This is a genomic window from Glaciimonas sp. GG7, from assembly GCF_052976905.1.
Genome location: NZ_JBRIIQ010000030.1, coordinates 18,196 through 42,802, shown reverse-complemented (window position 1 = coordinate 42,802; position 24,607 = coordinate 18,196). Strand labels below are relative to the sequence as shown.

Below are 24,607 nucleotides of genomic sequence, written 5' to 3'. Positions count from 1 at the left end.
CACAGGACATACAAATACCAACAATGGAGAAGAGAATGGACTCCACGACGGAGCCTTTTGGGCGATTAACGAGCGCCAAGCTATCGCGAAAGCGCACCAGGCATGGGGGAGCGATGGGGTATACGTAGTTGTTGATGGCTGCTTCAGAATGTGATGCAGATTTGCTTGAATTTTTCCTGAAACGTTGATGTGCGTCCGAAGTTGGGATAAATAACATCATGTATGCCGCTTAATGGCTAAAAACGACGGTAAAGCTAAAAACTTTATCGTCGTTTTTTATTTTATCGAGGCTGAGTTAAATGTTGTAATCCAGCTTGATTGTCGTTCTCTGAGTTTAGTGCGCCAATGCTGCAAATGCGCCACGCGCTGCTGCTATCGTTGCTGCGATAACCGCATCATCATGCTGCGCAGAGACAAAACCTGCCTCGAATGCAGACGGTGCTAAATAAACACCGGCATCGAGCATCGCATGGAAGAAAGTGTTGAACTGATCTTTGTCGATCGCCATCATTTCGGCAAAAGTCGTCGGCACTTCTTTGGCGAAGTACAGACCGAACATGCCGCCGATGGCATCGGCGCAAAATGCAATACCAGCATCAGCCGCCGCTTGCGTCAGGCCCTGGGTTAATTTGAGGGTTTGCGCGCTGAGGTGTTCGTAAAAACCCGGCTCCTGAATCAGCTTTAATGTCGTCATGCCAGCGGCTACCGCGACCGGATTGCCGGACAGCGTACCGGCTTGATACACGCCGCCTAGCGGGGCGAGATGTTGCATCAAATCGGCCCGTCCGCCAAAAGCCGCCACAGGCAAGCCGCCGCCGATGACTTTGCCTAATGCAGTGATGTCCGGTGCAATTTGATACAGCGCTTGCGCTCCGCCCAAAGCGACGCGGAAGCCGCACATCACTTCATCAAAAATCAGGATCGCGCCGTGTTTGGTGCAAAGACTGCGCATTGCCTGGAGAAATTCGGGCGTGGCGCGGATCAAATTCATGTTGCCGGCAACTGGCTCGACGATCACGCAGGCGATTTGGTCACCCATGTTTTCAAACGCGTCTTCTAGCTGCGCGACGTTGTTGTAATCAAGCACCAGTGTGTGTTTAACAAAGTCTGCCGGGACGCCCGATGAGGTCGGATTGCCAAAGGTCAGTAAGCCGCTGCCGGCTTTGACTAGCAATGAATCGGCATGGCCGTGATAGCAGCCTTCAAACTTGACGATTTTGTCGCGACCGGTTGCGCCACGGGCCAGACGTAGGGCGCTCATGGTGGCTTCGGTGCCGCTGGAGACCAGACGGACTTGCTCAATCGAGGGGACTAGTTTGCAAATTTCTTCGGCAATTAAGATTTCGCCTTCGGTCGGCGCGCCAAAGCTTAAGCCGCGAGCAGCAGCTTCTTGCACGGCTTTGATGACGCTTGGGTGGGCGTGGCCAACGATGGCCGGGCCCCAAGAGCCGATGTAATCGATATAGCGGCGATCATCCGCATCCCAGAAATAGGGGCCTTGCGCCCTGGTAATGAAGCGTGGCGTGCCGCCGACGGAGCGAAAAGCCCGTACCGGTGAATTGACGCCGCCCGGAGTTGTCAATTGCGCTCGGGCGAACAGGGTATCGTTATGTGAAGTCATATTTGGTATGCGTCAATTTAAAAAGAGGAGAATGCACCTCTAATGCTGTTCAGTTAAGAAACCGTTCGTACTGAGTAGCGAAGCGTATCGAAGGCGCACCTGCATCAGAGCTGATTTCGATACGCCTGATGGGCTACTCAGCCCGAACGGTTAACTAGATTAACTGAATAGCATTAAGAATGCGCCTGCGTTTTTGGCGGAACTATGACGGATCTGCCGGAATTTCTTGATTTTCATCGAGAAGCCCATCCTGCACATCATCACGTGCCCAGAAAAAGCGATCTGGGACAAGTTTTCCCATCCCTAAGCGTTGCCCGGCCGTGACTGCTGCGAAGGTGAATTCCTGCGCTTCCGCGACGGCTTCAGCAACATCGAGTCCATTGGCCAGCGACGCAGCGATGGCTGCCGAGAGGGTGGTACCTGCGCCGCTAAAAGACCCGAAAACGCGTGCCCAGCTGTCTTGGCGCACTATCCCGGTATCGTTGAAGAGGGTGTTGCTGACTTCTGCTGCGCTGCTAGGGGTTCCTGTGACGAACAGATATTCACAACCGAGTTCGATGAGGTGCATTGCGTCCAGAGTGGAGAGGTCTGCTGACGATGGTTCACGCCAGGTCTCTGCCATTCGCGATAATTCTACGGCGGACAAGACGACGACGGTGCTTTGCGGGATCAATAATTCGCGCATTGCGGTCAGCAGGTCTTCGCTTTCTTGTCCCTGATCTGGCATGGCCGAGAGGAAGGGATCGAGAATTAATGGAATATCGGGATAGTCGGAGACGATTTCTGCGATCACCGAGACGCTTTCGATACTGCCGATGGCACCGACCTTGAAGACCGCTACCGGCATATCTTCGAGCAGAACGCGGGCCTGGTCGGCCACCCAGTCTGCATCAATGTGCTGGGTGTCTTCGATACGCGCAGTATCGCCGATCAAAATAGAGGTAATGACCGATAAGCCGTGACAGCCCATCGATGAAAATGTGGCAAGATCAGCCTGAATTCCGGCTGCGCCAACGGGATCGGCTACGCCGAATGTCAATATAAGAGGAGAAGTTAGGTTTTGCACGGCGGTTAGATTAAGATATCCGACTTTGCATTTTACTTGATTGAAGGGTCGTCGCCGTGAGCAATACCAATGAAACACCGAACGAAGCATCAAAAACCGCATATAAAACCTGGATGTGTCTGATTTGCGGCTGGATTTATGACGAAGAGGCCGGATTGCCTGAAGAAGGCATCGCCGCCGGGACCTTGTGGGACGATGTGCCGATGAACTGGACCTGCCCGGAATGCGGCGCGCGCAAGGAAGATTTTGAAATGGTGGTGATGTAAGATTTTCAGGTTGTAGGATGGCTCCGGCATGATGTTGTAAATGACAAGTTAATTGTTTTTTGTGAATCCCATTCGGGTTAATCAACATGCCAATTATTGATTGTCAATAAGATCAATTTTGTTAGAGGCTAGTCTCCTTTAAAAAAACCACAGTAGATGAATCGCCCGAGGGAATGTTGTTCTAAAGTATCTTGAACTTTGTTACAGTCATTTGGGAAATTACATTGGGTTGGGACGAGACTTCATGACACTACCGCTTGGCACCGCCAGCCTGAAAATTATGGTGATTGATGACAGCAGCACCATACGCCGTTCGGCCGAAATATTTTTGAATCAGGCTGGTTATCAGGTGATTTTGGCCGATGACGGCTTTGATGCGCTTGCCAAAATCAACGACCATAAGCCGTCTGTCATTTTTTGCGACATTTTGATGCCACGACTAGACGGCTATCAGACTTGTGCGCTCATCAAAAAAAGCGACAAATTCCATGCGACGCCCGTGATCATGCTCTCTTCCAAAGACGGCCTGTTTGATCGCGCCAGGGGCACCATGGTTGGTTCTGACGCGTATTTGACCAAACCATTTACCAAAGACAGTCTGCTCAAGGCTGTACGTCAACATACCCAGACATTCACTGGGGCTCAAACGATATCAGCGCCATCGGCGCTACCGGTCACGCCAGTGGATATCCCGGCTGGTATCTAATCTAATTTAATCCGATCTAATTGAAGTAAAGGTTCAACATGGCCATACAAAAGGTGCTCGTGGTAGACGACTCTGCTACTGAGCGTTATGTTTTGACAGAGATTCTGGTGAAGGGCGGGTACACCGTTTCCACCTCTGAGAGCGGTGACGGCGTGATCGATAAGATTAAAGCGGATAAGCCAGATGTGATTCTGATGGATATTGTGATGCCCGGTCAGAATGGCTTTCAGGTAACGCGCTCCATTTCGCGTGATGCGGACTTGCAAGACATCCCCATCATTATTTGCAGCAGCAAGGGTCTGGAAACAGATCGCATCTGGGGTTTGCGTCAGGGCGCGCGAGATTATCTCGTCAAGCCGATCAATCCGCAGGAGTTGCTGGCAAAGATCGCCGCACTCGGCTAACGCCAGATCACACCCAATGAGTCAAATAAAGCCGTCAAATCCGGACCACCAGCGCGACGCTGACTCTGGCGCTAGCGCTAGTGTAGAAACGAGGCGTAGTCGTTTGCGTGAGTTTCAAACGCATTTGCTGGAACGGATGCAAGCTGCGCGTAGCGGCGCACAGACTAATCACAATCAATTAGGGTTATTGATTGGCGAGCAGCGTTGGTTACTCAGTTTGCAAGAAGCGGGCGAGATTACCACCGTTGACAGCCTCACCAAAGTACCGCTGACGCAAGATTGGTATCTCGGACTGACCAATATCCGAGGGGCGTTGATTAGCGTTGTCGACTTCGCCCGCTTTCAAGGTCAGCCGCTGACGGTGATCGACAAAGACACGCGCATAGTCGCATTTTCGACGACGTTGGCATTTAATAGCGCGTTGCTGGTCAGGCGTGTACTCGGTTTGCGTAATGTCGCAGAAATGGTATTGCAGTCGACACCGCAGGAGGGCGGCAACGAAGCGGCTGACTTGGTGGCAACAAGTCCCGCAAGGTACGTTGATAGCGAGTCGCAGCTCTGGACTGAGCTTAAGCTGGCACAGGTTGTACAGGACCCGCGGTTTTTGCATGTGGGCGTATGAGTTCGCGTATGAGTTCAACAGTGAAGAGTCCAGTTGCTTGTCGTCAGATGACGTCGGCACGATGGATCGAATTGGCAATCAGGAGATTCTGTAATGGTGTTTAAACTACCGCCCCTGTACAAAGGGGTGAAAGAAGAGCAAATCGAAGGCGGTGAGGCTTTTGGTCAAGAATCGGGTACTGACGTTGCATCGCCAGTAGTAGCCATGCCGATGGTAACCAACGCAACTTACCAGTCTGCAAATCAGCCTGAGAATCAGCTTGAGAATCATCAATCGGTGTCATTTCCGACAGAAACAACGAATGCACCAAATGCACCAGATACGCCAAAAGAGTCCATCCCAGCGTATCAAGACAAACCATTGCCATTGATTGGTAAATTGCCGCAACAGCAGCAAGTGCGGACTCTATTGATCGTGCTGGGTGGGGGGCTGGCGTTAACAATTGCCTTTTTGTCATTCAACATCAAGGATACAAAGCTGAGCGCGACCCAGACGCAAATCGCCGGCGATGCATTGATGCATTCCCAGCGGATAGGTAAGGCAACACCAAATGCGATTCAGGGTAATTCTGAAGCATTTAAGCAATTGGCTGACAGCCGTAACGCATTCAATCAGGATTTGCACGTCTTAATCAAGGGTGGGCTATATAAAGGCAACGACATCCCGTCGCCTGCTGCAGAAATGGCTCCCGCAGTGGCAAGTGTGCAGAAAGTCTGGTTGAATACTGATAAGGCCGCCGGGACGATTCTCAAGCTGCAAAAAGAATTGTCCGGCTTTGGCCAGACGTTGCAAAAGCTCAATAGTATTTCTCCCGTATTACTTGATTTATCCGAACAAATCGCCACGCTGAAATCCTCCGGTGGTGCTAGCCCGCGTGAAATATCGGCCTCATCCCAATTGGTCATGCTCACGCAGCGTCTGGCACGCAGCGCCAATGAATTTCTGACTTCTGAAGGGGTGAATCCCGAAACCGCCTTTTTGCTCGGTAAGGACACCAATACCTTCCGCGACATCGTCAACGGATTTTTGAACGGAAGCGACGTATTGCGTCTGCCCGCGTCCAGAAATGAGGACGAACGCCAAAAATTGATCGAGTTGCAAAATAACTTTACGCAATATCAGGTCGCCGTCGGACGGGTTCTGAGCAACATGCAAAATTTTGTCTCGGCGAAACAGTCCGAGCAATTGATTTTTACCGAAAACGAACTATTGAAGCAACGTCTGAGTACATTGCAAGATAGTTACCGTACTGCGCAGGACACGCAAAGCGCCTCATTCTGGTTGATGCTGGCGTCGGCATTACTCACTCTGCAGGCTGCTGCTGGCATCGGTTGGGTGCAGGTTCAGGACGGCCGTCGGCGCACATACGAAGCCGATATGCGTCGGCTTGAAGCAGAGAGCCAGCGTTTGCAAGCGATCAAGCAAGAAGTCGATGCAAGTACCGTCAACGATCAGAATCAGGCCGCGATTTTGCGCTTGATGAACGAGTTGCAAGAGGTCGCCGATGGTGACTTGACCGTGCAGGCCACCGTTTCCGAAGATATTACCGGTGCGATTGCCGACTCGGTCAATTACACGGTGGAAGAGTTGCGCGGACTGGTCGGACGCGTGACCGCTACGGCGCAGCAAGTGACGACCGCGTCCGACCAGGCGCAAACCGTGTCGATTGAATTACTGGAAGCTTCGCAAAAGCAATCGCGCGATATTCGGGAAACCTCGGAAGCGGTGCTGGAAATGGCAACGCAGATTAACGATGTCTCCAAGTCTGCCAGCGCCTCGGTGGATGTTGCGCGCCAATCGGTGAACGCTGCGGAAGAGGGCGCGAAAGCGGTGGAAAACGCCATCACCGGTATGAACGACATTCGTGAGCAGATTCAGGAAACCTCAAAGCGCATCAAACGCCTCGGTGAGTCGTCCCAGGAAATTGGTGAAATCACCGAGCTCATTTCAGACATTACCGAACAGACCAACGTGCTGGCGTTAAATGCGGCGATTCAGGCTGCGTCCGCAGGCGAAGCCGGTCGCGGTTTCTCGGTCGTGGCAGAGGAAGTTCAGCGTCTCGCAGAGCGCTCTGGTGCGGCCACTAAACAGATAGGCGCGCTGGTGCGCACGATTCAAACCGATACCCACGACGCCGTCGTCGCGATGGAAAAATCAACCCAGGGTGTGGTCGAGGGAGCCAAGCTGTCCGACGCCGCTGGTGCGGCTTTGTCGGATATCAGTCGCGTCTCGAACCGCCTGGCTGAACTGATTCAAAATATTTCGTTAGCGACCGAACAGCAGGCCAACTCAGCCAACGGGGTCGCCACTAACATCCAGAATATTCTTTTAGTAACCGAAAAAACACGGGAAGGGACGAGTCAGACTGCAGTGTCAATTCGGGAACTATCCAAACTTGCGGAAGATTTGAAGAGTTCTGTATCGCGTTTTCGTATCACCAATTAAAGACGTTTTCTATCTGCTTTCGGGCGTCTGCAAAGATACACAACGTAGTTGGTGTAGTTGGCGTATTTGGTTCATCCACTTACCTCAAGCATGATCAGGCGCTATCTATCAGGCCGTATTAATCGGTACACCTGATGCTAGCGCCGGATTGCATCCCTTTAGAACCGATGAGGTAGTCATGACCACCGATTTCCCCCAGCCTTCCGAAGTCTTCACGGCATCTGTCGATACCGGGCCGTTGTCTTGGGTAATGAGCGAAATACGCGAAGCACTCGGGCAATCTATCAACGCTCTACAGCATTTATCGAACCCAGATGTCGCCGTTTCAGCGCATCAGGTCGTGAGCCTGACTGCGCCGCCGTACGATAAAACAACCGCCCTCCATTACGCCAAAACGTATTTGCATCAAGCCCACGGTGCATTGCAGATGGTCGATATAGACGGTGTCACGATCCTCACAGAAACTGTTGAAGAGTTGCTGGAACGGGCACAATCGGAACAGGCTCTCGGCGTGAACGCACTCTCCGTTGACCATGTACAAAGCATTCAACATGCCTATGAGGCCCTGATCGAATATTTGGAAGAATTGCTCTCGGGCGGCGTGCATCAGCCAGTCAAACTGTTTCCGTATTACAAGGCGCTGCTGGAAATTCGCGGTGCCGACAGAATTCATCCCGCCGATCTGTTTTTCCCTGATCTCACGATCCGTCCGCAATTTGCGCTCACTGCAAATACAAATGCTACAAACGCTGAAAACGCACATCAGCCTATCGATTATCAGCCCTTGCGCAAGCGTTTTGAGATGGCGTTGTTGCCATTTTTGAAGAGCGCCAATAGTGCCGTCGAGTGTGCCAATGCCGCGCTCATGCAGGCCGTTATTGCCGAGGTCGAGCAAGTCCAGGATAGCCAGCAATCCCGTGCCTTTTGGTGGGTCATGCAAGGTTTCGCCGATGGTGTAGCCAATGGACACGTACCGAATGAGTTGTATGTGAAGCAGTTGTTTGCGCGCATTAATTTGCAGCTACGGCGCTTAAGTCAGGGTTCGCACAGCACCTCTGAGCGGCTACTGCGCGATGCTTTATTTTTTATTGCAGGGATACAAAATCCCTCGGCCCACAACGCGCAGATTCGCCACATCTATCGGCTGGGTGGCGTGGTTCCGACCGACTTTCAGACGCGTCATTACGGTCAGGTCAATTCAGAAGCTTTGCGTGCTGCAAAAGAACATCTGGCACGCGCCAAAAACATCTGGGATCGGCTGGCCGTGAGCGTCTCAAATGATGCCCGGCTGATACAAGAGTTTGCGCAGGAAATGCGTAGCTTAAGCGACCTTGGCAGTAAACTAAATGCGCCGTCCTTGTGTAAATTATTGTGCGAATTAAGTGATATTGCGCAACATGCCGCTCACGCTAATCCGGGCGATCCGATGGGGCTGGAGATGGCGAAGAGTTTGCTGTTTGTTGAAAATGCGCTGGCGCACATTAACCGTTCACCGGAACATTTTTCTCAGCATGCCGATACGATGACGGCGCGTCTGTTAGCCATCATGTCGGGCGAAGCCCCGTCCGAGCCAGCACCCTGGCAGGACGACATTTATCGCGAAGTGCAGCAAAAAACGATCGTTAAAGTTCTCGCTGGCGAAATATTAACCAGCTTGCGTTACGTCGAAAAAATGCTAGACGAGTATTTTAGTGCGCCAGAAAAGCACGAAGTACTGGCACAGATTGACCATGTTTTGCATCAGATTGAAGGCGCACTTGCGATACAAGAGCAACCCGATGCACTCGCTGTTGTGATCCATACACGCACGACGCTGCACCAGTTTGCGCACGCCGATGGTATTGACAGTCAGAGCGATGCCATCCCGCCCGGGCAGCAGGATTTTGAACTGATTGCGCAAAACATCGGAGCGCTGAGCTTCTATGTTGAAACGATCTGGCATCAATCCGATACGTCTGATGGCGTTAATGCCACTGGCGCACAACCTATTCACTTGAATTTCGACGCGCAACATGGCGTATTTCGGGTCAATTTGCTGGAACGGCATTCTGCGTCAGCGCCGTTGCCGGAGTCTGTAACGCTGATCGGTCAGCCGTCGCCATCAGCCCAGACCGATGCAGCTATCGGAGAAGTCGCTCAATATTCCGGTAGCATCGATCATGCGGCAGTGCCATCTTTGTCGCTCTTGGATCTGCCGAGCGTCGAAGAAAATATACCCGAATTGCTATTGTCGGCACCTGCGCAGGTGACCGAAGCACAGGCCGATGCCGAGTTGCTGGAAATCTTCCTTTGCGAGGCCGAGGAAGTCTTAAAGTGCGTGCGCGAGACAGTTCCGCAAGCACGGCTGGCCCCCGCTGATCAGGGTCATCTGGTGGTCTTGCGACGTGCCTTCCATACGCTCAAAGGTAGTAGCCGAATGATCGGCATGCGCGCATTTGGCGACGCTGCATGGAGCGTTGAGGAGGTGCTTAATCTGTGGCTGACCGAGACCAGATCCGGTACGCCGGATGTATATGCATTACTCGATCATGCGGTGATGTTTCTGGGCGATTGGGTTAAAGAAGTCAGTAACGATGGCGTCTCAATACGGACTGCGCAGATATTGGCTGAGTACGCGCAACAGGTGCGCGATGGCGAGACGTTTTTGTTGGTCGAATCGGCCACCGAATCTACTCACGCCACCGATCTCATGGACGAAGTCGCGGACCTGCCGTTTTTGCCAACACAGGCCGAAGAAGTGGTGTTGTCCGACGCTGATATGGCGCTCTTTGCCGATCACACGCATTTCTCTGCATCGCCAGAAGACACAACGTCAGCCAGCCAGGTTGCCATCGCTGCCAGCGCAGAAATCATCAGTTTTCCCGGATTGCAGGAAGTACGGCAAGACGACAGTATTAAACGTATTGGCGACTTGTTTATCAGCCTCCCGCTCTACAACATTTATCTGGCGGAGACAGATCAGTTGGTGCGTCTGTTAGCGCAAGATTTTGCTGAGTGGCGGCATGAACCGGAGCGGCCGGTTACGGTATATGCCATTCATGCCGCACATTCCCTTGCCGGCAGTTCTGCCACTGTTGGCTTTGCGCCATTACGTGATATTGCGCATGCGTTAGAAATGCTGCTGCAGCGCATGGCCTTGCAACCAATGCCGATACACGAGGAGGAATTCGACTTAATTGATACGGCAGTGGTGCGTGCTAAATGGATGTTGCAGCAATTTGCACAAAGCGACATTCCGTATTACGAGCCAGAGTTGGTGGGTATGCTCGATAGTATGCATAGTGTACGAAATGGGCACGAAGTCCGGATTGACGATGACGATGCCTATTCAATCCCGCCTCAATCGCCCTCGCAGACTACGTTACCGTCAATAGTCACACCGCAAGCGTTCACCTCTCCCATTCCGGCACCGATAGAGTTTGATCACGGTCTGACTTTGCGCGACGAGATTGACGTTGATTTACTGCCTGTCTTTTTGGAGGAGGGGCGCGACATCCTTACGCACATCGAAAGTGCATTGCGTAGCTGGCAGAAGATGGCAACCGTCTCCAGTCATCATGTCGACGATGCTGACAATGTTGATGCCCAAGATCTGCAGCCAAGCCCGATTCCAGTCGAGACTGCGCAAGCCATTTTGCGTCATTTACACACCATCAAAGGTAGCGCGCGCATGGCCGGTGCGATGATGTTGGGCCAGCATATGCATGAGATGGAAAGTCACATCGAAGCAACCTTGTACGGTGCTACGCCATCGCCCCACGTTATTGATGGATTGCTCGCACATTATGATCATGGCGTGCAGATGTTTGAGAGCCTCCAGCATGGGCAACCAACTGCGCTTGTGCAATCTGATACGCACTTTAATAGTTACAATCCTGCAAGCGCGCTGGCGACGACATCCATCGCGACGGCCGCATTTTCTCCTGCCAACACGCTTCCCGTAGCGCAGGTTCGGGTCAATGCAGAGGTGCTCGATCGGTTCGTCAATCAGGCCGGTGAAGTATCGATTGCCCGCTCGCGGCTGGAGTCCGGCGTCGGTACATTGCAACAATCCTTACTCGATCTGACCGAAAACGTGGACCGTTTGCGCGGCCAGTTGCGTGAGATTGAAATTCAGGCAGAAACCCAGATGTCATCGCGTATGACCTTGGCTGGCGAGCGGGAGTTTGACCCTCTTGAGTTCGATCGTTTTACGCGCTTGCAGGAATTGACGCGGATGATGGCCGAGAGTGTCAGTGACGTTTCCTCGCTACAAAAAACGCTGACCAAAACAGTCGATGACGTCAATACCGACCTTGTTACGCAGGGACGCCTGACCCGCGATTTGCAGCAGGATTTGATGCATGTACGCATGGTCCAGTTTGCCAGCATTGCGGAACGTTTATATCGCATGACCCGACAGGTGGCGAAAGAACTCGATAAGCGCGTGAGTCTCGATATTCGTGGTGGCACGGTCGAAATTGATCGCAGCGTTCTGGAAAAGATGGTCGGGCCGTTTGAGCATTTGTTGCGCAACGCAATCGTCCATGGGATTGAAAGCCGAGAGCTGCGGCGGGCGGCGGGTAAGAGCGATATCGGCGAGCTGAAAATTGAAATTCGTCAGGACGGTAACGAAGTACTGATTCATTTATCCGATGATGGGCAAGGGTTAAATCTGTCGCAGATTCGTGACAAGGCCAGATTGGTTGGGTTGTTAGAGGTCGATCAACAACTGTCTGACGTTGAGACGACGGATTTGATTTTCAAACCCGGCTTTACTACTGTTGCTGAGCTCACCAACCTGGCTGGTCGTGGCGTCGGTATGGATGTCGTACGCTCCGAGGCAGCAGCACTCGGCGGACGTGTCGCGGTTTTCAGTGAGGCTGGCAAGGGCACCCATTTCACGATTCATTTGCCGCTCACGCTGGCCGTTACTCAAGTGGTGATTTTTTCGACCGGTGGTAATACGTACGCCGTACCGTCAGCGCTGGTTGAGCAAGTCCAACAATTGAAAGCGACTGCGCTAGCCAGTGCTTACAACGATGGCGCGGTAGTTTGGCAAGACCAAAAAGTACCTTTGCATTATGCGTCGGCACTGTTGGGCCAGCATCAGGTGACACCGGTAGCCCAGCAATATTCGCCCATCATCATTCTGCGCAGCGGCAATGACCGCGTAGCGATTCATGTGGATGACATTGTGGGTAACCGCGAAGTAGTGGTCAAAAATATCGGCCCGCAATTGTCGCGCTTAATCGGCATTGTCGGCGCGACGGTATTAGGTTCTGGTGAGATTGTGTTGATTTTGAATCCGGTGCCGTTAGCGCTGCGTTATGCGCAAGAGCGGCGCTCAACACGGACTGCGACGGTCGATATCGCTGCAATTGCCATGTCAGAAGCTCAGACCATTGGGGCGGTTGCTAACTTCGGCACGCCGAACGATAGCGCTGGTCCGATACAAGGATTGCGTGTCCAAAAGATCGTGATGGTGGTCGATGACTCTCTGACCGTGCGGCGGGTCACGCAGCGTTTGTTGTCGCGTGAAGGTTATCAGGTCGTGTTGGCAAAAGACGGTATCGATGCGCTCCAGCAATTGCAGGCGATGTCGCCTGACGTCATGCTGGTGGATATTGAAATGCCACGTATGGATGGCTTTGATTTGACACGCAATATTCGCAATGATGAGCGTACCCGTCACATCCCGATCATCATGATTACGTCCCGCACAGCGGCTAAACATCGGACCTATGCAATGGAGCTGGGGGTCAATGATTATCTCGGCAAGCCGTATCAGGAAGATGTTTTACTGCGCATGGTTGCCGGGTTTGTTCATGGGGAAGCGGCGGCGCTGTAATGCTGTTTGAGTGAAATACGTTGTCAGGACCGGGTAAGCCGATCCTGACGATTTTTTATTCCAGCGTCACTTTCTTCACCACCGCATAGCGTGCCAGTGTTAGTTTGCGCGCTTCGTCGTGTTGAATCAACGGGCGCGGATAATCGACACCCAGCTTGATTCCCGCAGCCTGTAATTCGATTGGGGTGGCCAGCCACGGAGCATGGATCGCTTTGTTGCTGAGGTTGGCTAACTGGGGTAAATAGCGGCGGATAAATTTGCCTTCGCTATCGAATTTTTCCGATTGGGTAATGGGATTGAAGATGCGGAAATAGGGCTGGGCGTCGCAGCCCGATGACGCTGCCCATTGCCAGCCACCATTGTTGGCGGCCAGGTCGAAGTCATTGAGTTGGGCGGCAAAGTAGGCCTCGCCCCAGCGCCAGTCGATACCGAGATCTTTGATTAAAAATGAGGCAACGACCATGCGCAGCCGATTGTGCATGTAACCGGTTTGATTGATTTGCAGCATGGCGGCATCGACTAAGGGATAGCCAGTGCGGCCATCGCACCAAGCCTGAAAAGCCGCTTGCGCAGGCTCGCCGGTTTCCCATTGAATCGCATCGTAGTCCGGTTTGAAGGCGCGTTGGGCGACGTGGGGATGGTGATGCAGGATCATGAAATAGAAGTCGCGCCAGACCAATTCGGATAACCATACCGCTGCACCGCTGCCTTCGACGCCTTGACGCAGAGTTTGATAGGCGTTGCGCGCCATCGTTCTGATTGAAATAGTCCCAAAGCGTAAATGCATTGACAGATAAGATGGTCCCTTTACCGCCGGGAAATTCCGCGTGGCCTGGTAATCGCCCATGCGCGGCATGAAATCTTCGAGCAATTGTTCCGCGCCTGAAATGCCGGTGGGAATTTTTAAGGTGCTCAAATTAGTAGGCTCAAATCCCAATTCGGCTAGCGACGGGTGCGCTCGGTCGTGTTGCGCCGGTAGCGCGGCTAACTGTGCGGCGTAGGGCGTGATCGGATACGGTTTAAGGAAAAACTCGCCATCGGCGGCGGCCAGACGTTTCATCCAGGCATTTTTATAGGGCGTAAAGACCGAAAAAGGTTTGGCCGATAGCGACAGTACTTCGTCGATTTCAAAAATGACCTGATCTTTATAGCTATGCCAGGCGCAGTCTTGTTTTGCCAGGGCAGTGGCTACGGCGCTATCGCGGGCAACGGCTTGCGGTTCGTAGTCACGATTGGTGAATACCGCCTTAATATCCAGCTCGGCTACCAAAGTGCTGATCTCTGCAGCTGCCGAACCGTGCCGCACGATCAGCGCGCCACCCAATTTGCGCAGCTCCGCATCTAACTCGTTGATGCTGGCATGAATGAATTCAATCCGGCGGTCGGCTTTTAGTCCGGCATCACGCAACGGTTGCAAAATATCGGTGTCAAATACGAACACGCAAAACACGGCACGGCTGGTTTTCAGGGCGTGATGCAATGCGGCATGATCGAATACGCGCAAATCACGACGAAACCAGACCAAAGAATTGTCAAATTGATGCATATCGGCAGGGAACCTAAAGAGTGGGGAAACAGTGAGGAGTGTCGAAAACTGATCAAAACCGCTATTTGCAAGATTGCCGCGTAGTAAGTTGCCTATCAGTTGCCTATCAGTTGCGGACAATTGTCTTGATAGAAAAACACGCTACTGTACGCGAGCGCAGTCGCTATTCAAAGCAAGATAGTCACACACAAACTGATAAAATGTCGCCCATGGCTAAGCAACCCAAAAAAACCGAAGCATCCTCTGCCTCCGACAATCCGACGGCGACTTCCGCATTGCCGGATCCGGCGCTCAATCTGACGAACCATTTCCTCATAGCTATGCCGACCATGCGCGACCCGATATTCGGCGGCGCGGTCGTGTATTTATGCGAGCACAACGCCAACGGCGCGCTAGGCGTGGTGATTAACAAACCCACTGACATGACGATGGACGTACTCTTTGAGCGCATTGATCTGAAGCTTGAAATCGCCCCCCAGCATACGCATGCCGCAGCGTATTCTGATAGCAGCGCGAAATTTGGCGATCTGATATCGGCCCGTCCGGTTATGTTCGGCGGCCCGGTGCAAGTTGAGCGCGGTTTTGTGTTGCATTCGCCGTTGAAAAACTATTCATCAACACTCAAAGTCACCGATCAGATTGCCATGACCACCTCCAAAGATGTGCTCGAAGAGGTCGCCCACGGCATCGGTCCGGCGCAATTGATGGTTAGTCTGGGCTGTTCTGGCTGGGAAGCGGGGCAGTTGGAGGATGAAATTGCTCGCAATGGCTGGCTCACCGTCGCCGCCGATCCGTCTATTATTTTCGATTTGCCGATTGCGGAGCGTTTTGTCGCGGCCCTTAAATTGCTCGGCATTGATCCTTATATGCTGACTGGGGAATCCGGTCGTGCGTGAGTTTATTCTGGTAACTGCATTGGCGCACCGTTAATGGAAACCGTACTCGGCTTTGATTTTGGCCTCAAACGCGTGGGCGTAGCCGTCGGCAATACCTTGCTGAAACAGGCCCAGCCTCTGACCATCATCAGCGCGATCAGCAATGATGCCAAATTTATCGAAATTGCAGCCCTCATCAAAGAATGGCAACCGGCGCGTTGCATCGTCGGCTTGCCATTGCATCCAGACGGTGAAACCCATGAAATGAGCGTGCGTTGCCGTCGTTTTGCCAATCAATTGCAGGGACGCTATGGCGTCGCCACCATCCTCGTTGATGAGCGCTATTCATCGGCAGTGATCCCGCATCAGCGTGGTGAGTTGATAGACGATCAGGCTGCGGCGATTATCTTGCAGCAATATTTCGATGGTGTGGGCTAGGGCTGCTAGCCGACCTGAATGATGATTCACCAGATTGATATGGATAAAAAGAATTTATGACAACAGCACTCCCACAGTACGACGCCGAAGCGCTTTATCGAACATTGGAAACCCAGGTCATTGCTGGTTTAGCCAACGCTGACAAGGTCGCCGTGGTCGGCATTTATTCGGGCGGTGCCTGGCTTGCCGAGCGCTTGATGGCGGCGCTAAAACTGACTGACCAAAGCCGACTAGGCTTTATCGACGTCTCCTTTTATCGCGATGACTTTGCCGAAAAGGGATTGCGCACCGATATCAAGCCGACCCAGATTGGATTCGACGTCAACGGTGCCACCATTTTGTTGGTGGACGACGTGCTTTACACCGGGCGCACAACCCGTGCCGCGATCAATGAATTGTTCGACTATGGCCGTCCGGCAAAAATCATGCTCGCGGCATTGGTCGATCGCGGCGGGCGTGAATTGCCGATCAGTGCCGACTTTGTTGCCGATACAGTGACCCTGATCGCTGGCGAATCAATTGAACTTCAACGCGCCGACAATGGCGAACTCTCACTGACGGTGCAACTCCATGCTTAATCCCCAACTCAATAAAAACGGCGAACTGCAACATTTGCTGACTATCGAAGGCCTGCCGACATCGGTGGTCACGCATATTCTCGATACAGCGTCTTCGTTTGTCGGCATTAGCGACCGTGACGTCAAAAAAGTCCCGTTGATGCGTGGCAAAAGCGTCTTCAACCTGTTCTTTGAAAACTCCACCCGCACGCGTACGACTTTTGAGATTGCATCCAAGCGGCTGTCGGCCGATGTCATTAATCTCAACATTTCCGCTTCCAGCGCCAGCAAGGGCGAATCACTGCTCGACACCATCGACAATCTGGCCGCTATGCACGCCGACATGTTCGTGGTGCGCCATTCGCAATCCGGCGCGCCGTATTTGATCGCCAAGCATCTGATTGATACCAAACAGTCGCACGTACACGTCGTCAACGCCGGCGATGGTCGTCATGCACATCCGACGCAGGGCCTGCTCGACATGTACACGATTCGTCACTACAAAAAAGATTTCACCAATCTGACGGTGGCGATTGTCGGCGATATTTTGCACAGTCGCGTTGCCCGCTCCGACATTCATGGCCTGACAACTCTGGGCGTGCCAGAAGTGCGTGCCATTGGTCCGCGCACCTTGCTGCCAAGCGGCTTAGAGCAAATGGGTGTGCGGGTATTTACCGATATGAACGAAGGCTTGAAAGGCGTGGACGTCATCATCATGCTGCGTCTGCAAAACGAACGCATGACCGGTGCGTTGCTGCCATCGGCGCAAGAATTTTTCAAGAGTTACGGCCTGACACCAGAGCGTCTGGCGCTGGCGAAGCCTGACGCGATTGTGATGCATCCGGGACCGATGAATCGCGGGGTTGAAATTGATTCCGCCGTCGCCGATGGTGCGCAAGCTGTGATTTTGCCGCAAGTGACCTTCGGGATCGCGGTACGGATGGCGGTGATGAGTATTCTGGCTGGAAACTGATTCAAAAATTAATAATTACCGTTCGGACTGAGTAGCGCAGCGTATCGAAGTCATTGTTGGCCTAAGCATCCTTCGATACGCTGCGCTACTCAGGACGAACGGTATCTATATATTTGAGATAAACGGCATGGCTTTTTACACCTATGTACTCCGATGTTCAGACGGCAGTTATTACGTAGGCCATACGGACAATATTGAGTAAAGAATTGCCCAACATCAATCGGCTGAGATCGTTGGATATACATCTAAAAGGTTGCCCGTTACCTTGCTCAAGACGGAAAGCTTTCCTACACGCGAAGAAGCATTGACCGCTGAAATGCAACTCAAAGGCTGGAATCGCGCAAAAAAAGAAGCATGGATAATGAATGACTTTGTGGCGTTGAAACGTCTCGCTAAGAAAACTAAAACATGAAACTGCACATTAAAAACGGCCACTTAATCGATCCTGCAAATGGCATTGACGCCAGGCAAGATGTCTACATCGCCAGCGGCAAGATTGTCGGTATCGGCCAGCCGCCAGCGGACTTCACTGCCAACAAAACAATCGATGCCAGCGGCCTGATCGTGGCCCCCGGCTTAGTCGATTTAAGCGCCCGGTTACGTGAACCCGGTTATGAATATAAAGCCACGCTAGAGTCCGAAATGCAAGCCGCAATGCACGGCGGCGTGACGAGTCTGGTCTGTCCGCCGGACACCGATCCGGTGCTTGATGAGCCCGGTTTGGTCGAGATGCTGAAGTATCGCGCCAAGTCGCTCAATCAAGCCCACGTTTATCCGCTGGGCGCGTTGACGGTGGGGCTGAAAGGCCGTGAATTGACGGAAATGGCCGAATTGACTGATGCCGGTTGCATCGGTTTCGCGCAAGCAGATGCGCCGATTCTGGACACCACCGTGCTACTGCGTGCTTTGCAATACGCGCAAACATTTAATTACACCGTCTGGCTGCGCCCCCAAGATCCATATCTGGGCCATGATGGCATCGCCAATAGCGGCCCGGTAGCATCGCGTCTGGGGCTAGCTGGTGTACCGGTCATGGCGGAAACGATTCGGCTGCATACGATTTTTGAGTTGGTTCGCGCCACCGGTGCACGCGTCCATCTGTGCCGGATTTCATCAGGCCCAGGTGTTGCCTTGGTGCGTCAGGCAAAAAAGGAAGGCTTGCCGATTACCTGCGACGTCGGTGCGCATCACGTCCATATGACCGAAATTGATATCGGTTTCTTTGATTCGAATGCGCGTATGACCCCGCCATTTCGCTCACAACGCGACCGCGATGCGATTCGATTAGGATTGCTTGACGGCACGATAGACGCGATTTGCTCGGACCATACGCCGGTCGATGATGATGAGAAATTGCTGCCGTTTGGTGAGGCAACACCGGGCGCTACCGGCCTTGAGTTGTTGTTGTCACTGGCGCTGAAATGGGCCGAGGAAAACGTCGCATCTTCAGAACAACCACTGAGCCGGGCATTGGCAAAAATCACCAACGATGCGGCACGCGTTGCTGGTCTGCCTGCCGGTCAATTGGGGATCGGTAGTGTTGCCGATATCTGCCTGTTCGATCCGGCTGTGCGTTGGGTAGTAGAGGCAAAGAGTTTGGCGAGTCAGGGCAAACACACGCCGTTTTTGGGTTATGAACTGACGGGGCAAGTAAAAGCCACCATCGTCGCCGGTCATGTTGCTTATGAGCGCGCATGATCGCTTATCGATTGCTGAGGATAATTGCCCATCTATTTGTGGGCTTGTTGATCTGCGCGGTCATATTTCCGTTCACGGATGCTGCCGGACGTCATTGGTGGATTCGGCGCTGGTCGGTAAAGGTATTGGCCATTTGCAGGGTAACCGTTGAGGTTCAAAATCCCGGCGCAAAGGAAGCCGCATCTCCGGCATTGATCATTGCCAATCATGTTTCATGGTTGGATATTTTTGTGATCAACTCGACCCAGCCTTGCCGTTTCGTCGCCAAGTCAGATATCCGCGACTGGCCATTCATTGGCTGGCTGTGCGCGCAGGCCGATACTATTTTTATTGCTCGTGGCAAACAACGCGATGTACGTCGGATTTTTCAGGGACTTGTTAGCAGCATTCACGCAGGTGAACGCGTTGCTTTTTTCCCCGAAGGCACGACCGCCGCACAAGGCGCAATATTGCCTTTTCATGCCAATTTGTTCGAGGCCGCAGTCGACGCGCATGTCCCGATTCAACCGTATGCATTACGTTATGTGGACTCAGACGGCAATTTACATTCAGCCGCAGATTTTATCGGTGACATGACCTTTGCCGGGAGCATGATTGCCATTATGAAAGCACCGCCAATGAAGGCTGAGTTGATTCAACTCGCTCCGATTGATACAGCAGGCATGCATCGGCGTGATTTGGCAACGATTGCGCATGCAGCGATTGCCGAGGCTTTGGGGCAAGAGTTAGCGGAAAAGACTGCTAGCCTGGCAACCGCTGTAAGTTAGATTGATCGATTTGCTTAGCCCGGTTTTTGCGCCTGCGGACAAGTCACCTGAAACAATGCCCGGTCCTTAAATCGCACAGCCGTCAATTTTCCACCCCATACGCAACCAGTATCTAAGCCAATCAGATTTGGCCGAAGCGTCAGGCCCAAGGTGGACCAATGCCCAAATACTACGGTAACGTCAGCAGTTTTGCGCCCGGGGGCATCGAACCACGGTAAATAACCGGGCAGAGACGCGCCGCTACTTTCCTTTGCCGTCAATTCCATCGTTCCATCCTCGCTACAAAACCGCACTCTGGTCAGCGCATTGACGATGCAACGCAAACGCTCATTGCCTTGCAGGCGATCATCCCAGCGCGTCGGTTCGCTGCCGACCATTTCACGCAGAAACGCAACCCAATTTGGCCCTTGCAAGACAGTCTCAACTTCTCGTGCCAGCGCCAGGGTCTGAGGTGCTGACCATTGCGGTAAAACCCCCGCGTGCAACACCAAATGACCATCCTCAAATAATGCCAGCGGACGCCGCCGTAACCACTCTAGCAATTCTTCCCTGTCTGGCGCATCAAGCACTTGGGTAAGCGTATCCTGCCGATGCAATTTACGAATTCCATGCGCCGCTGCTAATAAATGCAAATCATGGTTGCCAAGAACTGTCTGCGCACGATCACCAAGGGAGCGTATCAGTCGTAAGGTCGCCAGCGAATCCGGCCCCCGATTGACCAGGTCACCAACAAAAATCAATCTGGCGTTCGGTGTGGCTGCGTCAATGCTGGTTAGTAATGTGACCAGGCTTTGGTAGCAGCCTTGCAGGTCGCCGATGGCGTAAGTATTGGCGTTGTCAGTTGTCATGAATTTTGGAATTTTGATTTTATTTGAACTCGAATGCGTCATTGTAGAGGGCATTCAAATGTGTTCTGCGTAAGTTGGACTTATTATGAATCGACTTCTCGAAGGTATATTCTATTTATTTAGCCTTTAATGTAATGTTTAGTTACAACATTAGTCTGAGCAATATGAAAATACTTTATTGATCTTAGTTGTGTATTGAATTGTGCTATATAAATATATCGATTAATGACTAGGAATAATTGATTTAAATGCAAATGCAATAAAAAATTAATTTAACAAATAACATTCTTATCATTACATAAAAACTTTATTTTAATGATTATTAAAAACACCATTTTTGTGTAACATTTTTTTGCTATTTTGCAATAAAATGTTACATTAGCGGCCTTTTGCGCGGGAATTCGGCATAAAGTGTTTTTTTGACACTTTAATTTTTCGATAAAAGAGGATAATAACGGTTGCTAAAAATTAGGTAGTTACATGTGACTACATGCGAATTTCTTTCGCCGTGATTAGCCAGCTCTTGTTTAAACGTACTTAGGATAAAAATATGATTTTAGTTACTGGCGGAGCTGGATTTATTGGTTCCAATTTTGTACTTGACTGGCTTGTGCAAAGCAATGAGCCAGTAATTAATTTCGATAAACTTACCTATGCAGGTAATATTAATAACCTCGCTGGAATTAATTCCGATCCACGTCATATTTTTGTAAAAGGTGACATCGGTGATACTGCGCAGGTGGCCGCACTTCTGGCGCAATATCAGCCGCGTGCTATTCTTCACTTCGCCGCTGAAAGTCATGTCGATCGTTCAATCCATGGTCCTGCTGCATTCATTGAAACCAATATCAATGGCACCTTCAGTTTACTAGAGGCGGTACGTGCATATTGGTCAGCATTACCTGCGAACGACAAAGCTACTTTTCGCTTTCTGCACGTTTCTACCGACGAGGTATACGGCACACTTGGCCCTGACGATGCGCCGTTCACAGAAACCAGCCAATATGCGCCGAACAGCCCCTATTCGGCATCCAAAGCCGCATCCGACCATCTCGTGCGGTCATATCATCACACTTACGGCTTACCGACTCTCACCACCAATTGCTCGAACAATTACGGCCCTTATCACTTCCCCGAAAAACTCATTCCCCTAATCATTACCAACGCCCGTGCAGGCAAACCATTACCGATTTACGGCGACGGCCAACAAGTGCGTGACTGGCTTTATGTCAGCGACCATTGCGCTGCAATTCGCCGCGTGTTGGAAGCAGGAGCGCCGGGCGAGGTCTATAACATTGGTGGCTGGAACGAGAAAGCAAACCTGGATGTGATCCATGTCTTATGCGACATTCTTGATGAACTCGATCCTAAAAGTAATGGCAGTTATCGCGAGCAAATTACGTATGTCACTGATCGACCAGGCCATGATCGTCGTTATGCTATCGATGCACGCAAAATTGAACGAGAATTAGGCTGGAAGCCAGTGGAGACTTTTGAAACAGGTATTCGCAAGACGGTGCAGTGGTATTTGGAGAATCAGCCTTGGGTGAATAATGTCCAGTCAGGCGATTATCTAAAATGGGTAGAGCAGAATTATAGCCAGCGTAAAGCAGGCGAGGAGATTCTTTCATGACCATAGCGCGCAAAGGTATTATTCTCGCAGGCGGTTCTGGTACGCGTTTATATCCGGTTACGATGGCCGTATCTAAACAGTTATTACCGGTTTACGATAAACCGATGATTTATTATCCGCTGACGACATTAATGTTAGCCGGTATTCGCGAAATGTTAATTATATCTACACCGCAGGATACGCCGCGTTTCCAAGAGTTGCTCGGTGACGGTAGTCAATGGGGACTTCAGTTAACTTATGCGATACAACCAACACCGGACGGGTTGGCACAAGCATTTGTTATAGGACGCGATTTTATCGGAGATGGACCTTCCGCACTAATCCTTGGGGATAATATTTATTACGGGCATGATTTTGAAAATCAATTACGGATCGCATCGGCCCGTACCTCAGGTGCCACTGTATTTGCTTACCATGTGAATGATCCTGAGCGTTATGGTGTAGTTGAGTTTAATAGTCAGCGTCGTGTAGTCAGTATTGAGGAAAAACCAGAACAGCCAAAGTCTAATTATGCAGTTACAGGATTGTATTTTTACGATCAGGAAGTATGTGGTATTGCTGCTGGCATTTTGCCATCGGCTCGTGGAGAGTTAGAGATTACTGATGTAAACCGGATCTACTTGGGACGTAACCAGCTCAATGTCGAGTTAATGGGACGGGGGATGGCATGGCTTGATACCGGTACCCATGAATCACTTCTGGAGGCGGGGCAATTCATTGCTACTATAGAAAACCGGCAAGGCCTGAAAGTAGCATGTCCTGAAGAGATTGCTTATCGTAGAGGTTATATTAGTCCATCTCAACTTGAGGCATTAGCGCAGCCGTTGAGGAAAAATGGTTATGGGCAATATTTATTGGGCTTACTAAAAGACAAGGTGTTCTAGAAATGCAAATTCAAATGGATGAAATTCCTGATGTTCTAATTATTGAGCCAAGGGTATTTGGAGATGACCGTGGCTTTTTTTTCGAAAGTTTTAATGCTAAACAATTTAAGAAAATAACCGAAATTTGTACAAATTTTGTTCAAGATAATCACTCAAAGTCGGCAAAAAATGTGTTGCGCGGCCTGCATTATCAAATAAAGCAGCCACAAGGAAAACTAGTCCGGGTTGTTTCCGGTGAGGTATTCGATGTTGCCGTTGATATACGTAAGAGCTCACCGACTTTCGGCCATTGGGTTGGGATTGTTTTATCCGCAGAAAATAAACTACAAATGTGGGTACCACCTGGTTTCGCGCATGGATTTGTGGTTATTAGCGAGTCCGCAGAATTTCTCTACAAAACGACCGATTATTGGGCACCTGAGTTTGAGAGAACTATTTTATGGAATGATCCGGCAATTGGTATTAATTGGCCAATTAACTGTACTCCGATTTTGTCCGAAAAAGATCAGGCTGGCCAAATGTTAGCCGATGCGGAGCTCTTTATATGAAAATACTCATTACAGGAAAAAATGGACAGGTTGGGTATGAGCTAGAACGTAGTTTGCAAAATTTGGGTGAGGTTATTGCCTTGGATCGCAAACAGATGGATCTATCTAATTTAGAACAAGTACGAGACGTCATTCGTACAATTAAGCCGAACTTAATTATTAATGCAGCAGCTTATACAGCCGTAGATAAAGCTGAAAGCGAGCCTGAATTAGCTATGTGTATAAATGGCTTAGCTCCCGGTGTAATGGCAGAGGAGGCAAAAAAACTTGGTGCTGCGATGATTCACTACAGTACAGATTATGTGTTCGATGGAAATCAAAGAACACCTTACTTAGAAACTGACATCACCAATCCGATCAATGTTTATGGTGCTACTAAGCTTGCGGGTGAGCAGGCTATTCAAAGGATGCATATCCCGTATTTAATTTTTCGGACTAGTTGGGTGTACGGTATGCGAGGAGGAAATTTTTTATTGACGGTATTGCGTTTAGCTAAAGAGCGAGATAAGGCAAGTATCGTTAACGATCAATACGGTAGTCCTACTTGGTGCCGTACTATTGCCGATGCGACTGGAGCTATTCTGGCAAAAAGTCAATTTGGACTAAACGAACAAGAATGGTGGCAAGGTCACTCTGGCATTTACCATCTGACTGGTCAAGGCCAAACCACTTGGTTTGGTTTTGCTGAAGCTATATTAAAACATGCAGCCATTAAAAAATCATTTATAGTGAAACCGATTACAGCAGACGAATATCCATTGCTAGCGAATCGACCAAAATACTCTGTAATGTCAAGTGAGAAAATTATAAATTCTTTGTGTGCAGTTCCCGAATGGGAACATGCATTGAAATTATGTTTAGCGCAATAATTAAAACATAA

General features: G+C 50.9%; 22 protein-coding genes. 17 read left to right on the top strand and 5 right to left on the bottom strand.

The window, feature by feature from the left end; translation table 11 throughout:
- The 3 genes from ACVBEF_RS09730 to thiD all read right to left on the bottom strand — a co-directional run.
- On the bottom strand, positions 1–220 hold a 220-nt coding region (locus ACVBEF_RS09730), incomplete at its 3' end, for a hypothetical protein (RefSeq protein ID WP_447123735.1).
- Between the two features lie 114 nt (positions 221–334).
- Positions 335–1,621, bottom strand: a complete 1,287-nt coding sequence (gene hemL / locus ACVBEF_RS09725; protein WP_447123734.1) for a glutamate-1-semialdehyde 2,1-aminomutase — start codon at positions 1,619–1,621, stop codon at positions 335–337.
- A 202-nt stretch (positions 1,622–1,823) separates the two neighbouring features.
- Entirely contained in the window at positions 1,824–2,687 is an 864-nt protein-coding gene (thiD, locus tag ACVBEF_RS09720; protein WP_447123733.1) for a bifunctional hydroxymethylpyrimidine kinase/phosphomethylpyrimidine kinase, read from the bottom strand.
- A 113-nt stretch (positions 2,688–2,800) separates the two neighbouring features.
- Here thiD and ACVBEF_RS09715 point away from each other — a divergent pair, with 113 nt between their 5' ends.
- The 6 genes from ACVBEF_RS09715 (at position 2,801) to ACVBEF_RS09690 (ending at position 12,960) form a co-directional block, all read left to right on the top strand.
- Positions 2,801–2,953: a rubredoxin gene (locus ACVBEF_RS09715; RefSeq protein WP_447123740.1), complete on the top strand. Its 153-nt coding sequence runs from the start codon at positions 2,801–2,803 to the stop codon at positions 2,951–2,953.
- Between the two features lie 244 nt (positions 2,954–3,197).
- Positions 3,198–3,659, top strand: a complete 462-nt coding sequence (locus ACVBEF_RS09710) for a response regulator (protein WP_447123732.1) — start codon at positions 3,198–3,200, stop codon at positions 3,657–3,659.
- A 38-nt stretch (positions 3,660–3,697) separates the two neighbouring features.
- Positions 3,698–4,063 (top strand): response regulator, encoded by a 366-nt coding sequence (locus tag ACVBEF_RS09705; RefSeq protein ID WP_447123731.1) that lies wholly within the window; start codon positions 3,698–3,700, stop codon positions 4,061–4,063.
- Positions 4,064–4,079: 16 nt separating this feature from the next.
- Positions 4,080–4,685: a chemotaxis protein CheW gene (locus ACVBEF_RS09700; RefSeq protein WP_447123730.1), complete on the top strand. Its 606-nt coding sequence runs from the start codon at positions 4,080–4,082 to the stop codon at positions 4,683–4,685.
- Between the two features lie 93 nt (positions 4,686–4,778).
- Positions 4,779–7,130, top strand: coding sequence for a methyl-accepting chemotaxis protein (locus tag ACVBEF_RS09695; protein WP_447123729.1), 2,352 nt, complete (start codon positions 4,779–4,781; stop codon positions 7,128–7,130).
- A 178-nt stretch (positions 7,131–7,308) separates the two neighbouring features.
- Positions 7,309–12,960: an Hpt domain-containing protein gene (locus tag ACVBEF_RS09690; protein WP_447123728.1), complete on the top strand. Its 5,652-nt coding sequence runs from the start codon at positions 7,309–7,311 to the stop codon at positions 12,958–12,960.
- A 55-nt stretch (positions 12,961–13,015) separates the two neighbouring features.
- Here ACVBEF_RS09690 and ACVBEF_RS09685 read toward each other — a convergent pair whose 3' ends face one another.
- Positions 13,016–14,506: a cryptochrome/photolyase family protein gene (locus tag ACVBEF_RS09685; protein ID WP_447123727.1), complete on the bottom strand. Its 1,491-nt coding sequence runs from the start codon at positions 14,504–14,506 to the stop codon at positions 13,016–13,018.
- 200 nt (positions 14,507–14,706) lie between these two features.
- Between ACVBEF_RS09685 and ACVBEF_RS09680 the strand changes: the two genes are divergently transcribed.
- The 7 genes from ACVBEF_RS09680 to ACVBEF_RS09650 all read left to right on the top strand — a co-directional run bounded on the left by ACVBEF_RS09680 (position 14,707) and on the right by ACVBEF_RS09650 (position 19,814).
- A complete protein-coding gene (locus tag ACVBEF_RS09680; protein ID WP_447123739.1) occupies positions 14,707–15,402 on the top strand; it encodes a YqgE/AlgH family protein in 696 nt (231 codons plus the stop codon).
- A 33-nt stretch (positions 15,403–15,435) separates the two neighbouring features.
- A complete protein-coding gene (gene ruvX / locus ACVBEF_RS09675) occupies positions 15,436–15,819 on the top strand; it encodes a Holliday junction resolvase RuvX (RefSeq protein ID WP_447123726.1) in 384 nt (127 codons plus the stop codon).
- Positions 15,820–15,875: 56 nt separating this feature from the next.
- Positions 15,876–16,397 (top strand): bifunctional pyr operon transcriptional regulator/uracil phosphoribosyltransferase PyrR, encoded by a 522-nt coding sequence (gene pyrR, locus ACVBEF_RS09670; protein WP_447123725.1) that lies wholly within the window; start codon positions 15,876–15,878, stop codon positions 16,395–16,397.
- Complete coding sequence (locus ACVBEF_RS09665) at positions 16,390–17,349, top strand: aspartate carbamoyltransferase catalytic subunit (protein WP_447123724.1); 960 nt, start codon at positions 16,390–16,392, stop codon at positions 17,347–17,349. Before pyrR ends, ACVBEF_RS09665 begins: the two co-directional genes overlap by 8 nt.
- 205 nt (positions 17,350–17,554) lie before the next feature.
- Positions 17,555–17,761: a GIY-YIG nuclease family protein gene (locus ACVBEF_RS09660; RefSeq protein ID WP_447123738.1), complete on the top strand. Its 207-nt coding sequence runs from the start codon at positions 17,555–17,557 to the stop codon at positions 17,759–17,761.
- Complete coding sequence (locus ACVBEF_RS09655) at positions 17,758–19,047, top strand: dihydroorotase (protein WP_447123723.1); 1,290 nt, start codon at positions 17,758–17,760, stop codon at positions 19,045–19,047. The genes ACVBEF_RS09660 and ACVBEF_RS09655 overlap by 4 nt, the downstream gene beginning before the upstream one ends.
- The gene (locus ACVBEF_RS09650) at positions 19,044–19,814 is read left to right on the top strand and encodes a lysophospholipid acyltransferase family protein (protein WP_447123722.1); all 771 of its coding nucleotides are present in this window, start codon (positions 19,044–19,046) and stop codon (positions 19,812–19,814) included. The genes ACVBEF_RS09655 and ACVBEF_RS09650 overlap by 4 nt, the downstream gene beginning before the upstream one ends.
- A gap of 14 nt (positions 19,815–19,828) precedes the next feature.
- On the opposite strand, the gene ACVBEF_RS09645 is transcribed toward ACVBEF_RS09650, so the two are convergent.
- On the bottom strand, positions 19,829–20,662 hold the full coding sequence (locus ACVBEF_RS09645; RefSeq protein ID WP_447123721.1) for a symmetrical bis(5'-nucleosyl)-tetraphosphatase: 834 nt from the start codon (positions 20,660–20,662) through the stop codon (positions 19,829–19,831).
- A 550-nt stretch (positions 20,663–21,212) separates the two neighbouring features.
- On the opposite strand from ACVBEF_RS09645, the gene rfbB reads away from it, so the two are divergent.
- The 4 genes from rfbB to rfbD are packed head-to-tail and all read left to right on the top strand — an operon-like array spanning position 21,213 to position 24,596.
- A complete protein-coding gene (gene rfbB, locus ACVBEF_RS09640; RefSeq protein ID WP_447123720.1) occupies positions 21,213–22,295 on the top strand; it encodes a dTDP-glucose 4,6-dehydratase in 1,083 nt (360 codons plus the stop codon).
- Positions 22,292–23,179, top strand: coding sequence for a glucose-1-phosphate thymidylyltransferase RfbA (gene rfbA, locus ACVBEF_RS09635; RefSeq protein WP_447123719.1), 888 nt, complete (start codon positions 22,292–22,294; stop codon positions 23,177–23,179). The genes rfbB and rfbA overlap by 4 nt, the downstream gene beginning before the upstream one ends.
- Positions 23,180–23,181: 2 nt before the next feature.
- Positions 23,182–23,727 carry a dTDP-4-dehydrorhamnose 3,5-epimerase gene (gene rfbC, locus ACVBEF_RS09630; protein WP_447123718.1) on the top strand — a complete coding sequence of 182 codons (546 nt, stop codon included), beginning with the start codon at positions 23,182–23,184 and terminating at the stop codon, positions 23,725–23,727.
- On the top strand, positions 23,724–24,596 hold the full coding sequence (rfbD, locus tag ACVBEF_RS09625) for a dTDP-4-dehydrorhamnose reductase (RefSeq protein WP_447123717.1): 873 nt from the start codon (positions 23,724–23,726) through the stop codon (positions 24,594–24,596). Before rfbC ends, rfbD begins: the two co-directional genes overlap by 4 nt.
- Positions 24,597–24,607: the final 11 nt, after the last annotated feature.